This is a genomic window from Rhodococcus sp. NPDC059179 (genome assembly GCF_042754885.1).
Classification (GTDB): Bacteria; Actinomycetota; Actinomycetes; order Mycobacteriales; family Mycobacteriaceae; genus Rhodococcus_G.
The window spans coordinates 219,972-237,521 of the sequence record NZ_JBHZBV010000003.1; the positions used below are offsets into that span (position 1 = coordinate 219,972).

The window sequence follows — 17,550 nt, forward strand, 5'->3', positions numbered from 1 at the left end:
TCGCGGACCTGCGCCAGCATGGCTTCGAACGATGCCGCGCCGTCCACATCGGTGCGCAGCACCAGCGTGTTGACGAACATTCCGATCACATCGTCGAGTGCCTGCTCACCACGGCCGGCCACCGGCGTGCCGACGGCGATATCGCTGGTCCCGCTCAGTCGGGCCAGCAGCACGTTCAGCGCCGCATGCATGACCATGAACATCGTGACGCCGCGCTCCTGGGCGAAGGCGAGCAGCGCGCGGTACGTGTCGGCGGGAACCTCGAATCCGAGGCGTGCCCCACCGAAGGTCTGGATCGCGGGCCGCGAATGATCGGCCACCAGATCCAACTGGTCCGGCAGGCCCGCCAACGCGTCACGCCAGTAGGCGACCTGGCGCGAGGCCAGGGAATCCGGGTCGTTCTCGGACCCGAGCAGCTCGCGCTGCCACAGGCTGAAGTCCGCGTAATGCACCCTCAGCGGCGCCCACGTCGGCGCCTGACCCTCGACCCGCGAGGAATAGGCCAGCATCACGTCTCGGGCCAGCGGCCCCATCGAGAATCCGTCGGCACTGATGTGGTGCACGACCAGGACCAACACATACTCGGTACGGCTCAGTTCGAACAGCCGGACCCGGACCGGGACCGCGGCGGCCACATCGAAGCCGGTGCCGACCGCCTCGAGGACCCCGGCCTCGAGACCCTTGTCGTCGACCTGGATCGGTGCCAGGCTCGGGGCCATCTCGTCGACCGCGAGGATCGACTGGACCGGGCCGTCGGTGCCATCCGGGTATACGGTCCGCAGCACCTCGTGCCGTTCGAGGACGTCGCGGAGCGCGGCCTCGAGTGCGTCGAGATCGAGTCGGCCCGACAGCCGGATTCCGGCCGGGATGTTGTATGCCGCGGAGTCGGGCGCGATCTTGTTGAGCACCCACATCCGCTGCTGCGCGAGCGACAGCGGGATCTCGGCCGGGCGTTCACCGGCGACCAGCGCCAGCCGGCCGCCCGATCCCGCGTGCGCCTCGACCCGGACGGCAAGCGCGCCCACCGTCGGCGCCTCGAAGATCCAGAGCACCGGCACCTGGGTGTCGAGGGCCGCGCCGAGCCGGGCCGCGACCTGGGTCGCGACGAGCGAATTACCGCCGAGCGCGAAGAAATCGTCGTCCAGGCCGACCTGGTCGGCGCCGAGCACGCCCGCGAACGTATCCGCCACCAGACGCTCGACCGTGGTGGTCGGCGCCCTGAACTCGGTGGCGGTGAACTCCGGATCCGGCAGCGCCTTTCGATCGAGCTTGCCGTTGACGGTCAGCGGCAGCGCCTCGAGCACCATGAACGCGGCCGGGACCATGTAGCTCGGCAGTGCCGCGGTCGCTGCTGCCTTCAGCTCCGTCGCATCGACCACCGCGCCCGCGGCAGGCACCACGTAGGCCACCAGCCTGTCGCCGGTCTGCGCGTCGGCGCGGGCCGCAACGACGACGGAACCGACGGACTCCTCACGGGCGAGCACCGACTCGATCTCTCCGAGCTCGATGCGGAAGCCACGTACCTTCACCTGGAAGTCACTGCGCTCCAAGTACTCCAGTTGACCGTCCGGACGCCACGCGACCAGGTCACCCGTGCGGTACATCCGCTCACCCTGCGCGCCATAGGGATTCGCGACGAAACGGTCTGCGGTCAGATCCGAACGACCGTGATAGCCGCGCGCCAGCTGGGCACCGGCCAGATAGAGCTCACCGGACACTCCGGCGGGCACCGGATTCAGACGATCGTCGAGCACGTAGACCTGAGTGTTCCACTCCGGCACACCGATCGGCACCGTGCCGAGGTCGCCGTCGGTGACCTCGTGCGCGGTCACCGAGACCGCAGCCTCAGTCGGACCGTACAGGTTGAACAGACGAGCGGAGTTGGAGCTGCGGAATGCCTGCGCCGCCGCGGCGGGCAGTGCCTCGCCGATCGCGAGCACCCGCTGCAGCGAATCCGACAGCGGAGCGCCGGAGGCCGCCGCCGACAGCATCGTGAGCATCGACGGCACGGCGTGCAGGGTCGTCACCGACTGGCTGCGGATCAACCCGAGCAGGTAGTCCGGGTCCTGATGTCCTCCCGGCTTGGCGATCACCATCCGGCCACCGGACACCAGCGCGGACCAGAACTCCCACACCGACAGATCGAAGGTCGCCGCCGTCTTGAGCAGCAACGAATCCGTTCCGTCCAAATCGAACTCGGCGCGCATCCACAGCAGCTGGTTCACGATCGCGCCATGGCTGACCGCGACGCCCTTCGGGCGACCGGTCGATCCCGACGTGAAGATCACGTACGCCGGATGCGAGGCCAGCAGCGGCCGCGCCCGCTCGGAATCCGAGACCGGGGCATCCGGGTATCCGGACAGATCAGCGGTGTCGATGCACAGCACCGACCCTGCGCCTGCCTCGTCGAATTCGTCCCGTGAGGTCGTCAGCACCCACTGCGGCGCGGCGGTCTCGAGAATCTGCTGGATTCGTTCGGCCGGATGCTCCGGGTCGATCGGCACGTACGCACCGCCGGCCTTGACCACCGCGTACATGCCGACAATGAGGTCGACCGACCGGCGCATGGCGAGGGCGACAAGCGATTCGGGTCCGACGCCATCGGAGATCAGCCTGCGGGCCAGGCTGTTGACCCGGGCATCGAACTCGCGGTAGCTGAGTTGACCGTGGTCGTGGGACAGCGCCACCGCATCCGGCGACGCCGCGACCTGCAGATCGAACAGATCCACCAGCGAGACCGCGGGAACGGTCGCCGCAGTGTCGTTCCACCCGGTCAGCACCAGGTCACGCTCGCCGCTGTCGAGGAGGTCGATGTCGCCCACCGCGGCGCTGGGATCGGCGATCACCGCGTCCAGGATCCGCACGAACCGCTCCGCGAACCGCTGCACGGTCGACTGGTCGAACAGGTCGGTCGCGAAGCTGAAGAGCGCGTCCATTCCGGCGGGCGCACCGTCGGCGTCGTACCGCTCGGTGAGGAACAACTGGAGGTCGAACTGGGCGATCTGGGTGTCCACATCGACAGCGGCCACCGTCATCCCCGGCAGCTCCAGGCTGGTCTGTGTCACGTTCTGGAAGGAGAATCCAACCTGGAACAGCGGGTGCCGCGCGGTCGAGCGCGCCGGATTGAGCACCTCCACGAGCCGCTCGAACGGCACGTCCGCGTGTCCGAACGCCTGCAGGTCCGCTTCGCGCACACCCGCCAGCAGGTCGGCGAAGCCGAGGCTGCCGTCCACCTGCGTGCGGAAGACCAAGGTGTTGACGAACATTCCGATCAGGTCGTCGAGCTCGGCCTCACCGCGACCGGCGATCGGCGTTCCGACGGCGATGTCCTCGGACCCCGACAGTCGCGCCAGCAGCACCGCAAGCGCGGCGTGTGTGGCCATGAACAGGGTGGAGCTGTGCGCACGCGCCAGCTCGGCGAGGCCGCGGTGCAGGCGGGCGTCGATGTCGAACGCGACCCGGCCGCCCTTGTACGACTGCGCGGCCGGACGCGGCCGATCGCTCGGCAGGTCCAGCTGATCGGGCAGGCCGGCGAGAGCCTCACGCCAGTAGCCGATCTGCTGGGCCGCCACCGAATCAGGATCGTCTTCGCTGCCGAGCACCGCACGCTGCCACAACGCGTAGTCCGCGTACTGCACGGGCAACGGCGCCCAGCCGGGCTCGCGACCCTCGACGCGCGCCGAGTACGCGATCATGATGTTGCGGACGAACGGCGCCATCGAGGAACCGTCGGCCGAGATGTGGTGCACCACCGACCCGAGCACGAACTCGGTCTCATCGATCTGGAACAGCCGGATCCGAACCGGCACCTCCGCCGTGACATCGAACTGGGTGGATGCGAGTTCCACGAGGAGCTCCGGAAGGTCCTCGACCCGGGTTCGTACGGGCGTCAGGTCCGGGACGGACTGCGCGATCGGGACGATCACCTGGACCGGCCCGTCCGGCGTCTCCGGGTACAGGGTTCGCAACGACTCGTGCCGGGCGAAGACGTCGCCGACGGCGGCCTCGAGGGCTGCGACGTTCAGCTCACCGGACATCCGGATCGCCATCGGGATGCTGTACGCGGTCGAGGTGGTGTCGAAACGGTTGAGGAACCACATTCGCTGCTGCGCGGGCGACAACGGGAGCCGCTCGGGACGGTCCTGTGCCACCAGTGCCTGCCGGGCACCCTCGCCCGCCTGCGCCGCGAGCGTGGCCGCGAGCGCGACCACCGTCGAGGACTCGAACAGCACCCTGACCGGCACCCGGGCATCGAGAGCGACGCCGAGCCGAGAGGTCACCTGCGCCGCGATCAGCGAGTTGCCGCCGAGCTCGAAGAAGTCGTCGTCGAGACCGACACGCTCGAGCCCGAGCACACCGGCGAAGGTGTTCGCCACGATCTCCTCGACCGGCGTCGACGGAGCCCGGAACACCCGCGCCTCGAACTGCGGAGCGGGCAGCGACTTCCGGTCCAGCTTGCCGTTCGAGGTGAGCGGGATGTCCTCGAGCGTCACGTACGCCGACGGCACCATGTACTCCGGCAGCATCGCCGCGGCGCCTGCCCGGACCGCGTCCATATCCAGAGCCACGCCCGCGGTGGGCACGACATAGGCCACCAACCGGAGGTTGCCCGGGGTGTCCTCGCGAACCACCACCGCGACCTGGCCGACCGACTCCTGCGCGAGCACGGCGGACTCGATCTCGCCGAGCTCGATCCGGAACCCACGCACCTTCACCTGGTCGTCGGCCCGGCCGAGATACTCCAGGTCCCCGTGCCGGTTCCACCGGGCGAGATCACCCGAGCGGTACAGCAGCGAACCGGCCTCTCCGAACGGATTCGCCACGAAGCGGCCGGCGGTCAAGGCGGGCTGTCCGAGGTATCCGCGCGCCAATTGGACACCGGCGACGTACATCTCGCCTGGCACGCCGACCGGCACCGGGCGCAGACGCGAATCCAGCACGAACACCTGCAGGCCCGCGATCGCCTGTCCTACGACGCTCGCCGACGCCGCCGAGGCCATCGCCTCGTCGATACCGCGGTGCGAGACGTGCACCGTGGTCTCGGTGATGCCGTACATGTTCACCAACCGGGGAGCCCGGTCATCGTGGCGCGAGTACCAGTCGGACAGTCGCCGCAGTTCGAGGGCCTCGCCGCCGAAGACGACGTAGCGCAGCGCCAGGTCCTGTGCTGCCGGCTCGGCGAGGCGGTCGGCCTCGGCCAGTTGGTAGAACGCGGACGGCGTCTGGTTGAGGACCGTCACCCGCTCGCGACGCAGCAATTCCAGGAACTGCTCGGGCGAACGGGAGGTGAAATAGTCGACCACGACGAGGGTGCCGCCGTACAGCAGCGGGCCCCACAGCTCCCACACCGAGAAGTCGAAGGCGTACGAGTGGAACATCGTCCACACGTCAGACTCGTCGAACCCGAACTCGGACTCGGTATTCGCAAACAACCGTGCCACGTTCTTGTGCGGCACCAGCACGCCCTTGGGCCTACCCGTCGATCCCGACGTGTAGATCACGTAGGCGACGTTGGCAGGCGAGAGCGGGGCGACCCGGTCCGCATCGGTGACCGTGGCCGAGTCGAACCCGGACAGGTCGGCCGTGTCCAACTCGATCACCGGCAACTCGGCGGGCAGCGCCATCTCGCGGTCGGTAGAGGCGATCACGCAGATCGGCTTCGCGTCGGCGAGCATGTACTCGATACGGTCCGCCGGGTAATTCGGGTCCACCGGCAGGTAGCCGCCACCGGCCTTCACCACGGCCAGCAGCGCGACCACGAGTTCGCTCGAACGGGGCAACGCCACCGCGACCAGCGACTCCGGGCCCACTCCCGCCGAGATCAGCTTCCTGGCCAGCCTGTTCGCGCGCTCGTCGAGCTCGCGGTAGCTGATCGAATCGTCCACGAACCGCAGGGCCACCGCGTCGCCGTGACCGGCCGCCGCGGCATCGAACAGCTCCACCAGCGTCGAATCGGCTCCGGTGTCATCACCAGACGAGTTCCATTCGGCGAGCACGAGACCGCGCTCGACCGGGTCGAGAATGTCGATATCCCCCACCGCGACAACCGGGTTCAGCGCCACGGCCTCGAGCACCCGGACGAACCGCTGCTCGAACTCGCGCATCGTCGGCTCGTCGAAGAGATCGGTGGCGTAGGTCAGCTCGGCGGCAATGCCGGAGAGAACACCGCCGTCGTCGATCGACTCCGTCATCGTCACCTGCAGGTCGAACTTGGCGATCTGGGCGTCGAAGTCGACACCGCTGACGCTCAGTCCGGGCAGTTCGAGGGCGGTCATGTCGAAGTTCTGGAACGACAGCGCCACCTGGAACAGCGGGTGCCGCGCCTGCGAGCGGGACGGGCTGAGCACCTCCACCAGCCGCTCGAACGGCACGTCCGCGTGTGCGAAGCCGGCGACGTCGGCGCTGCGAACCTGCTCGAGCAGGTCCTCGAAGCTGGCGGCGGACTCGACCTGTGTGCGCAGCACCAGGGTGTTGACGAACATGCCGACGAGGTCGTCGAGCGCGGCGTCACCGCGGCCGGCGAACGGCGTGCCGACCGCGATGTCCTGGGTTCCCGACAGCCTCGACAGGACCACCGCGAGCGCCGCGTGCACGACCATGAACATGGTGGCGTTGTGCTTGCGTGCGAGCTCCGCCAGTGCGATGTGCAGATCCGCATCGATCGGGAAGCCATGCGTCGCACCGCGATACGACGCGGCGGCGGGCCGCGGGCGGTCCGCAGGCAGGTCGAGCTGATCGGGCAGTCCGGCCAACGTCTTCGTCCAGTACTGCAGCTGCGAAGAGATCAGCGATGTCGGGTCGTCCTCGGAGCCGAGCACCTCCCGCTGCCACAGGGTGTAGTCCGCGTACTGCACCGGCAGCGGCGTCCACGCGGGTGCCATCTCGGCGCTGCGCGCCACGTAGGCGATCATCACGTCGCGTACCAGCGGCCCCATCGAGAAGCCGTCCGCAGCGATGTGGTGCACCACGATCATCAGCACGTGCTCGTTCGGCTGGACGCGTAGCAGTCGCGCCCGGATCGGCACCTCCCGCGTCACGTCGAATCCGACCGATGCCTCGGTGATGACCCGGGCCGTCAGTTCCGACCCGAGCACGTCGATCGGGGTCAGGTCGGGGACCGCCCGCTCGGCGGCGACGACCAACTGCACCGGGCCGTGCGCGGTGTCCGGGTACATCGTGCGCAGGATCTCGTGGCGGCCGATCACGTCCGCGACGGCCGCCTGGAGCGCAGCCTCATCGAGGCGGCCCGACAGGCGCACTGCGGCGGGAATGTTGTTCACCGCGGACGCGGTGTCGAACTGGTTCAGGAACCACATCCGGGACTGCGCGAGCGACAGCGGAATCTGGGCGGGGCGCTCCATCGCGACCAATGCGAGGTGGCCGCCCTCCCCGACATGCGATTCGACACGGGATGCCAATCCCGCCACCGTCGACGACTCGAACAACTCACGCACGGGCACGCTGGTCTCCAGCGCGGCACTGAGCCGGGCCGCGACCTGCGTCGCGATCAGTGAGTTGCCACCGAGCTCGAAGAAGTCGTCGTCGCGCCCGACCCTGTCGACCTTGAGCAGCTCCGCGAACGTTGCCGCGATGATCTCCTCCACCGGAGTCGACGGCGCACGGAAGATCTTCGCCTCGAACACCGGCGCAGGCAACGCCTTCCGATCGAGCTTTCCGGACGCATTCAGCGGGAACTCATCGAGCACCACGAAGGCCGACGGCACCATGTAGGCGGGCACGGACGCGGCCACGGCAGACCTCACCGACGCCGTATCGACCTCTGCACCGACCGCAGGAACCAGGTAGGCGACCAGCGCCTCCCCGGTCCGCTCATCGCGATGCAACACCACCACCGACTGAGAGACCTCCGGCACAGAAGACAGCGCCGACTCGATCTCGCCGAGCTCGATCCGCAGACCACGCAACTTCACCTGGAAATCCGTGCGCCCGATGTACTCCAACTCACCGGCAGACGACCAGGTCACCAGGTCACCCGTGCGGTACATCCGCTCGCTCGACCCGAACGGACTGGCCACGAACCGATCCGCCGTCAGATCAGCACGACCGACATACCCACGAGCCAGTTGCGCACCCGCCAGGTACAGCTCACCAGCCACTCCAACCGGGACCGGCCGCAGTCGCGAGTCGAGCACGTAGACCTGTGTGTTCCACACCGGTGCACCGATCGGCACCGACATCTCATCTGCCGCCGTGACCTCGTGGAACGTCACATCCACCGCGGCCTCTGTCGGGCCGTACAGGTTGTGCAGGCGCGCCTGCGGCAACACCCCACGCAAGCTCGCCGCGGTCTGCGCGGGCAATGCCTCGCCCGAGGCGAAAACCCGATGCAACGACACCGCAGAAGCCACCGACGGCTCCGCCACGAACACTGCCAGCATCGACGGCACGAAGTGCATCGTCGTCACCGACTGCTCCGCGATCTCCCGCACCAAATACGCCGGATCCCGATGCCCGTCCGGCACCGCGATCACCAGGCGTGCCCCAACCTGCAACGGCCAGAACAACTCCCACACTGACACATCGAACGTCACGGGCGTCTTCTGCAACACCACGTCATCCGCGGTCAGCTCGTACTCGGCCTGCATCCACACCAAACGATTCACGATCGCGCTGTGGCTGACCGCAACACCCTTCGGCTTCCCCGTCGACCCCGACGTGAAGATGACGTATGCCGTGTTCGACGGCGCGAGCGGCGCCAACCGATCCGCATCCGAGACCGGTCCACCATCGACCCCGGCCAGATCGAGGGTGTCGACCAAAAGGACAGTCCTGTCCCCTGCACCCTCGAATCCATCACGCGACGTCGACAGAACGCACACCGGCGCAGCCGTCTCCACGATGTTCGCAATACGATCGACCGGCTGATCAGGATCCACCGGCACATACCCGGCACCTGCCTTGACCACCGCGTAGATGCCCACCAACAGATCGATCGACCGCCGCATCGCCAAAGCCACCAACGACTCCGGACCCGCACCGACCGAGATCAAGTGCCGCGCGAGGCGGTTGACCCGGCCATCGAACTCCGCGTACGACAGCGACTCGCCCTCGAACGACAACGCCACAGCACCGGGCGACATCGCCACCCGCGCATCGAACAACGACACCAACGTCTCATCCGCAACCGCACGATCGGTGGCATTCCATCCGGACACCACCAGCCCGCGCTCGAGCGAGTCGAGCACATCGATGTCGCCGACCAGACGATTCGGCTCGGCGACCACCGCCTCGAGGATGCGAATGAACCGGTCCCCGAATCGGGCCACCGTCGATCCGTCGAAGAGATCGGTGGCGTAGGTCATCAGGGCGGACATGCCCATCGGTGCGCCGTGCTCGTCGATCGACTCGGTGAGGTTGAGCTGCAGGTCGAACTTCGCGACCTGCTCGTCGTATTCGAGCGCGCGGATGTTGAGGCCGGGCAGTTCGAAGGCCGTGACGGACTGGTTCTGGAACGACAACATGACCTGGAACAGCGGGTGCCGCGACTGCGACCGCGCAGGGCTGAGCAGTTCCACGAGCCGCTCGAACGGCACGTCCGCGTGACCGAAGGCCCCGAGATCGTTCTCCCGGGTCTGCGTCACGAGATCCGCGAACCGCGTGCCCGGGTCCACCTGGGTGCGGAGCACGAGGGTGTTGACGAACATGCCGATCACATCGTCGAGCGCGGCCTCGCCGCGCCCGGCGATGGGGGTTCCGACCGCGATGTCATCGGTTCCGCTGAGCCGGGCCAGCAGCACCGACAACGCCGCATGCACAACCATGAAGAGAGTGGTGTTGTGCTCGCGCGCAAGCTCATTGAGGGCGGTGTGCAGTCGGACATCGATCTCGAACCGATGTGCGCCGCCGCGGAACGACGAGACCGCAGGCCGCGGTCGATCCGCGGGGAGATCCAGCTGATCGGGCAGCCCGGCCAACGCGGACTTCCAGTACGCGAACTGCTGTGAGATCAGGGACCGCTCGTCGTCCTCGGACCCGAGCACCTCGCGCTGCCACAGGCTGAAGTCGGCGTACTGCACGGGCAGCGCCGTCCACGTGGGCGACCCGCCTGCGCTGCGTGCCGCGTACGCCACCATCACGTCGCGGGCCAACGGCGACATCGACCAGCCATCCGCGGCGATGTGGTGCACGACCATGCCGAGGATGAACTCGGTGTCACTGAACTCGAAAAGTGTGGCGCGCAACGGCACCTGAGTACTGACGTCGAATCCGACCGAGAACATCTCCCGCAGGTACTGCTCCGGGTTGTCCCCGGTGGCCTCGACCCGGATCAGCTCGGGGGCGCTGTCCGCCGGATCGAGGATCACCTGCGCAGGTCCGAAATCCGTGTCCGGGTACAGGGTCCGCAACGACTCGTGCCGCTCGACCACGTCGGCGACTGCCGCCTGCAGGGCGTCGATGTCCAGCTCGCCGGAGAGACGGATGGCCAGCGGCAGGTTGTATGCGGTGGAACTCATGTCGAACCGGTTGAGGAACCACATCCGCTGCTGTGCGAGCGAGAGCGGGATCTGGTCGGGGCGCTCACCGGCGACGAGGGCAAGTCTGCCCCCCGCGCCCGCGTGCTGCTCGACCTGAGCGGCGAGCGCTCCGACCGTGGAGGCCTCGAACAGCGTCCGCACTGGGACCGTCGTGTCCAGAGCAGCGCCGAGGCGCGCCGTGACCTGCGTGGCGATCAGCGAGTTGCCGCCGAGTTCGAAGAAGTCATCGTCGAGGCCGACCCGCTCGATCCCGAGTACGTCCGCGAAGGTGGTCGCGACGATCTCCTCGACCGGCGTGGTCGGCGCGCGGAAGGCGCGTGTCTCGAACACCGGGGCTGGCAACGCCTTCCGGTCCAGCTTGCCCACCGGGGTACGGGGGATCTCGTCGAGGACCATGATCGCCGACGGCATCATGTGTGCGGGCAGGGTCTGCCCGATCGCGGCCCTGACCTCTTCGAGGTCGACCTCGGTGCCCTCAGACGGCAGCACGTACGAGACGAGCGAGGTGACGCCGCCTGCCCCCTCGTGTCCGAGGGTGACCGCGAACTCGATACCGGGATACGCGCTCAGCGCCGCGTCGATCTCGCCGAGTTCGATGCGGAAACCGCGGACCTTCACCTGGAAGTCAGAGCGCCCGAGGTACTCGATGTCCCCACGTCCGGTCCACCGGCTCAGGTCGCCGGTACGGTACATCCGCTCTCCGGGTGTGCCGTAGGGGTATGCCACGAATCGGTCCGCCGTCAGATCCGGGCGGCCGCGGTATCCCCGCGCCAGCGCCGGTCCGCACAGGTAGAGCTCGCCGACCACCCCGACCGGAACCGGCCGCAGTCGGGCGTCCAGGATGACCGTCCGGATTCCCCACGACGGGACACCGATGGTGATCGGGCCGCCCGGGACCAGCGGAGGGGTGCTGGTGGCGATGATCGTCGCCTCGGTCGGACCGTACCCGTTGATGAAATCGCGGCCGGGAGCCCACTTCGCGACCAGCTCAGGCGGGCATGCCTCGCCCGCGACCATCACCATACGGAGATCGGTGAGATCGGTCGGATCGACGGACGCGAGAGCTGCCGGGGTCACCGTGGCATGCGTGACCCGTTCGCGGCGAAGCAGTTCCGCCAGCTCGGCGCCACCGTAGATGGTCGGCGGGCCGATCACCATCGTGGCGCCCGCGCCGACTGCGAGCAGAAGCTCGTAGATGGAGACGTCGAAGCTCGGCGACACGAAGTGCAGCACGCGGGAGTCCGCCGACGTCGACAGATGCGCCGACTGGTGGCCGCAGACGTTTGACAGGTTGGCGTGCGTGACCACCACGCCCTTGGGCCGTCCGGTGGAACCGGAGGTGTAGATGACGTACGCCGAATGCTCGATCCGCAACGGACGGGTGCGGTCGGAATCGGTCACCGGCGCCTGCGACATCGCCTCACACTGGGCCGCGACGGGCCGGCCGTCGAGCGCGAGCCATTCCACCGCACCGGGCAGCTGATCGAGGTACTGACCCATCGTCACGCCGATCACGGCGCCCGAGTCGATGACCATGTGCGTGACGCGATCGACCGGGTACTTCGGGTCGATCGGCACGAATGCCGCACCGGTCTTCGCTACTGCCCACACCGCGAGCACCGACTCCAGGGACCGCGGAACGGCCACCGCAACCGCGGTCTCCGGTCCTGCGCCCCGCTCGATCAGTACCCGGGCGAGCCGCGACGACCGCTCGTCCAGCTCGCGGTAGGTGAGCTCGCGCCCCTCATCGGACAGCGCCACCGCCGCCGGATCGAGCGCGGCCGCGGACGTGAGGATCTGCGCCAGCGTCAGCGGCTTCGCGAATCTCCCCGACGTCCCGAAGCCGGTCTCGATCGGCCGCAGCACGAGGTCGGTCCGCTCGTCGGCGGACAGGATCTCGATGTCCCCCACCGCCGCTGCCGGCTCGGCCAGCACCGAGTCGAGGATTCGAAGGAACCGGTCCACGAAGGCGGAGACCGTTTCCTCATCGAATAGATCTGTGGCGTAAATGAATTCGGCGGACATTGGTCCGTCGTTACCGGCCGCACCACCCGAAAGCGTGAGCTGAAGGTCGAACTTCGACAGGTCGACCCGGACCTCGTCGGCGGTGACAGTCAGGCCGGGGAGCTCGAGCTCAGCGCCTGCCATGTTCTCGAACGAGAGCACGACCTGGAACAACGGATGCCGCGCCGTCGACCTGGCCGGGTTCAGGACCTGCACCAGTCGCTCGAAGGGCACGTCGGCGTGACCGAAGGCGGCCAGGTCGCTGTCACGCACCTGGGCCAACAGGTCGGCGAACGACGCCTCGGCGTCGACCTCGGTGCGCAGGACCAGCGTGTTGACGAACATGCCGATGATGTCGTCGAGCGCCTGCTCCCCTCGACCCGCCACCGGGGTGCCGATCGAGATGTCCGAGGTTCCGCTCAACCGGGAAAGCAGCACCGTCAACGCGGCGTGCATGACCATGAACATGGTGACGCCGTTTGCCCGGGCGAGCGCAGTGAGGCCGGCATGGGTTTCCGATGAGATCTCGAAGCCCAGTCGGCCGCCCTGGAACGACTGCACCGCGGGACGCGGACGATCCGACGGCAGATCCAGCTGATCGGGCAGGCCGTCCAGCGCGGCCTTCCAATGCTCGATCTGCTTGGCGGACAGCGATTCCGGATCGTCCTCGGAACCAAGGAGCTCGCGCTGCCACAGGCTGTAGTCGGCGTACTGAGCCGTCAGCGGCGCCCAGGCCGGAGTCCTACCCTCGGCCCGCGCGGTGTAGGCCACCATCACGTCCCGCGCCAGGACGGCCCACGACAACCCGTCCGCGGCGATGTGATGCAGCACCATTGCCACCGCGAGGTCCTGCTGGCCCAGCGCGAACACCCGAACACGAATCGGGATCTCACTCGTGACGTCGAATCCCGTGCCGGCGAACTCGGCCAGGCGCTGGGGCAACTCCGTCTCGCTGATCGACTCGGTGACCGAAGTGGGATCGGAGCCGAGATCGATCTCGCCGCTGGGGATCACGACCTGGTGCGCACCGGCGTCGGAGTCCGGAAACACCGTGCGGAGCGACTCGTGCCGGTCCATCACGTCAGAGAGCGCCGCGGCCAGTGCAACGCCGTCGACCTGACCGGACAACCGAACCACGAAGGGCAGGTTGTAGGTCGCCGCCGCAGTGTCGTACTGATTCAGGAACCACATCCGCTGCTGAGCTGGCGACAGTGGAATGAAGTCGGGTCGCGGGCCCGAGATCAGCTGCGGCCGCGCTTCATCTACCCCAGCCAATGACTCCGCGCGCGAGGCGATTCCAGCCACCGTGGGAGCCTCGAAGAGCATCCGGACTCCGAGCCGGACGTCAAAGGCCGCACCGATCCGCGACACCACCTGGTTGGCAACGAGCGAGTCGCCGCCGAGGTCGAAGAAGCTGTCATCGATCCCTACCTGCGGCACCTGCAGCACATCCGCGAAGATCCCGGCAACGATTTCCTCAGTGGCCGTCCGCGGCGCCCTGAACGCGGCCCGCCCGGACACGAAGATCGGAGTGGGCAATGCCTTGCGGTCGAGTTTGCCGCTCGCGTTCACCGGGAAGGCCTCGAGCACCACCACGACGGCGGGGACCATGTACGCGGGCAGCAGGCGCCCGACCGTCGCCTTCAATTCATCGACGTCGACTGCCGCACCCTCGACCGGGACCACGTAACCGACGAGCTGCTCGCCGGAGTGCAGGTCGCTGCGCACCAGAACCACGGACTGGGCAACCCGCTCGTCCGCCAACATTGCCGATTCGATCTCGCCGAGCTCGATCCGCAGACCACGCAACTTCACCTGGAAGTCAGTGCGACCGATGTAGTCCAACTCACCGGCAGTCGTCCAGGTCACCAGGTCGCCCGTGCGGTACATCCGTGCACCCGAGCAATCGAACGGGTTCGCCACGAACCGATCCGACGTCAGGTCACTGCGACCGACGTACCCGCGAGCGAGCTGCACGCCCGCCAGGTACAGCTCACCCGCGACGCCCACCGGCACGGGCCGCAGCCGCGAATCCAACACGAAGACCTGCGTGTTCCACACCGGCGCACCGATCGGCACGCTCACCTCATCCGCGGCAGTGACCTCGTGGAACGTCACATCCACCGCAGCCTCGGTCGGCCCGTACAGATTGTGCAACCGAGCCGACGGCAGGACATCACGCAGCGACGCAGCGGTCTGTGCAGGCAATGCCTCACCTGAGGCGAACACCCGCTGCAGCGATGACGCCTCGACCACCGATCGCTCCGCCACGAACACCGCCAACATCGACGGCACAAAGTGCGCGGTCGTCACCGACTCCTCGGAAATCAGCCGGGCCAGATACGCAGGATCTCGATGCCCGTCCGGCGTCGCAATGACCATCCGAGCACCAACCTGCAACGGCCAGAACAACTCCCACACCGAGACGTCGAAGGTGACCGGAGTCTTTTGCAACACGACGTCATCAGCGGTCAGGCCGTACTCACCCTGCATCCAGAGCAGACGATTGACGATCGCGTCGTGACTGACAGCCACACCCTTGGGTCGGCCCGTCGAACCCGACGTGAAGATCACGTACGCCGTGTTCGACGACGCCAGCGGGGCCAACCGATCCGCGTCCGACACCGGCCCACCATCGACCCCGGCCAGATCCAGGTCATCGATCAGGAGAACAGAGCTGTCCCCTGTACCGGTGAATTCATCTCGCGACGTCGACAGGACACATTCGGGCGCGGCCGTCTCCAGAATGTTGCCGATACGATCCGACGGCTGATCCGGATCGACCGGCACATACGCTCCGCCTGCCTTGACCACCGCGTACACACCGACCAGCAGGTCGATCGAGCGCCGCATCGCCAACGCAACCAATGACTCCGGCCCAACACCGATCGAAATCAGGTGCCGTGCAAGACGATTGACTCGACCATCGAACTCCGAGTAAGTCACCGACTCACCCTCGAACGACAGCGCCACCGCACCCGGCGATGCCGCCACCTGAGCGTCGAACAACGACACCAACGTGCCGCCCTCGAGCGCACGCTCGGTGGAGTTCCAACCGGACAGCGTGAGGGCCCGCTCGTCCTCGGTGGTGACGGTCAGGTCCCATACCCGGCGGGCCGGGCCCGCGGCGAGGAACCGATCGAAGAAGCTGAGGAACCGGACGTGATGGCCCTTGGCTTGCTGCTCGCTGTACAGATTCGGATTGGTCTCGAAGTCGATGTGGGTCCGCGTGCCTGCGACGCTCTGGTAGAAGTTCACGGCCAAGTCCTCGACCGTGCCCGTGGACAGGATGTTGAACTCGCCGACGATGGGTCCGAGGGTGACCTCGTTGTGGAACAACATGATATTGACCAGCGGGCCCAGCAGTTCGCGCTGCATGCCGGCGCTCGAGGAGTCGCGTCGGATGTCCTCGTGCCGGTAGCGCTGGTGGCGCAGAGCCCCCGACACCGCGATCTGGACGGACTTGAGCAGTTCTTCGACGGTGGTGTCGGTGCCAACGCGCAGGCGCAGCGGCACCACGTTGGAGAGCATTCCGCCGGACTTGCGCATCGAGGCTGTGGTCCGCGCCGTCACCGGCAGGCTGAGGATCACGTCGTCGGTGTCGGTCAATTGCGCCAGATACGCCGCGAACGCCGCGATGAGCATCCCCGACGGCGAGGAGTCATGTCGGGCAGCCGCCTCGGTGAGCAGGGCCTCCGTACCGCTGGACAGAGCCGCGCTCGCGATACCGTTGTGCGCGACCGGCGGCCCGGTCCGATCACTCAGGCTGGTGCCCTCCTCCATGCCCTTGACGCGGTCGGCCCAGTACACGGCGTCGGAATGGAACCGGGCACTGTCGCGATAGGCGATCTCGGATTCGTAGAGGCTGCGCAGCGAGCTCGCCTTGGAGGGACTCGGCTCCCGCCCCTCGAGCAGCGTCGTGTACAGCTCGGCGGCGCGGGTCATGTAAGCCATCGCGCCGAAGCCGTCGAGGGTGATGTGATGCACCCGGGAATACCAGAAGTAGCGGTCGTCCTCGATGCGCAGCACGGCCGAAACACCGAGACGATCCACAAGCAGGTCGATGGGCGCGCTGTGCTCGGCCCGCATCCACTCGTGGGCGGCGCCCACCGGGTCGGCGCTCTGTCGGAAGTCGCGCAGGATCAGATGGTCCTCGATCTCCGAGTCGACCATCTGGTACGGCGTGCCATCCACCTCGATCAGGCGCAGATATCCGGTGCCGAACTCCCGGGACGCAAGGTCCGCGGCCCTCTCCAACACCTCCGCGTCGAGCGCACCGCGCACGTCCACGAACTGCGCGATGTTGATGGGAGCCTCGGGATCGACGTGCTGCGCGTACCACATCCCGAGCTGCGCGGGCGACAGCGGGAAGATGTCCCGCGCATCCACGACAGCTGCCTGCAGCGGAGCCGGGCCGTCACCCAGGACCACATCCAACGCCTGGCTGCCGTCGTCCAATCCGTCGTGCAGGTTCGGCTTCAACTGATACCTCATTTTCCGGAACACCGCGGAGTCCCAACAAACACTTGAGTCCCTCGGTGCCAGCCCATGGGCACAGCAAAAGACAGACGAGGACCCAAGTCAGATTCGACAAGGAAGAGACCGCATCGCTGAGAAGTGCGTGCGGGAACGGGTGCGCGACGCGCGCACCGAGAACTATCGTCTGGTCATGCGACCTGTCACGTGGTCACACAACTTCCCGCGGTTCGCGCAATCACCGAACTGCGACGAGGTCTCAACCTCGTTGTGAAGGACACCGCAGTAGCCCTCTGCGCACCGAGTCCACGAATCCACCCTGCGCTCATTGATCGCCCTCCCGAGGAACAATCACGCCGTCACAAGTGACAGCGTTCCGACATCGCGGCGAGATCTGCCCGCACCGCAGATGTAATCTACATCTCATCCAGCGCCGGGCACCCGCTTTTGGTGTTTCTTCTAACAAGCGTCCAGGACCTCGCCAGGGATGCCGCGATTCGCGAGCCCCGATGACGCTCCCGTCAGCCTAATTTTGGAACATTTACCGTGGTCAACGGCCTTTTGGAGGCTCAGG

At 67.3% G+C, this 17,550-nt stretch carries 1 protein-coding gene (cut by a window edge); it reads right to left on the minus strand.

Annotated features, from left to right (window positions below; genetic code table 11):
- Positions 1 to 16,994, minus strand: partial view of a non-ribosomal peptide synthase/polyketide synthase gene (locus tag ACFXMV_RS09345; RefSeq protein WP_378611792.1) — the beginning only. The gene continues 22,120 nt to the left of window position 1, outside the view; the window shows 16,994 of its 39,114 coding nt (coding positions 1-16,994); the start codon lies at positions 16,992 to 16,994; its stop codon lies off the left edge, out of view.
- Positions 16,995 to 17,550 lie beyond the last annotated feature (556 nt).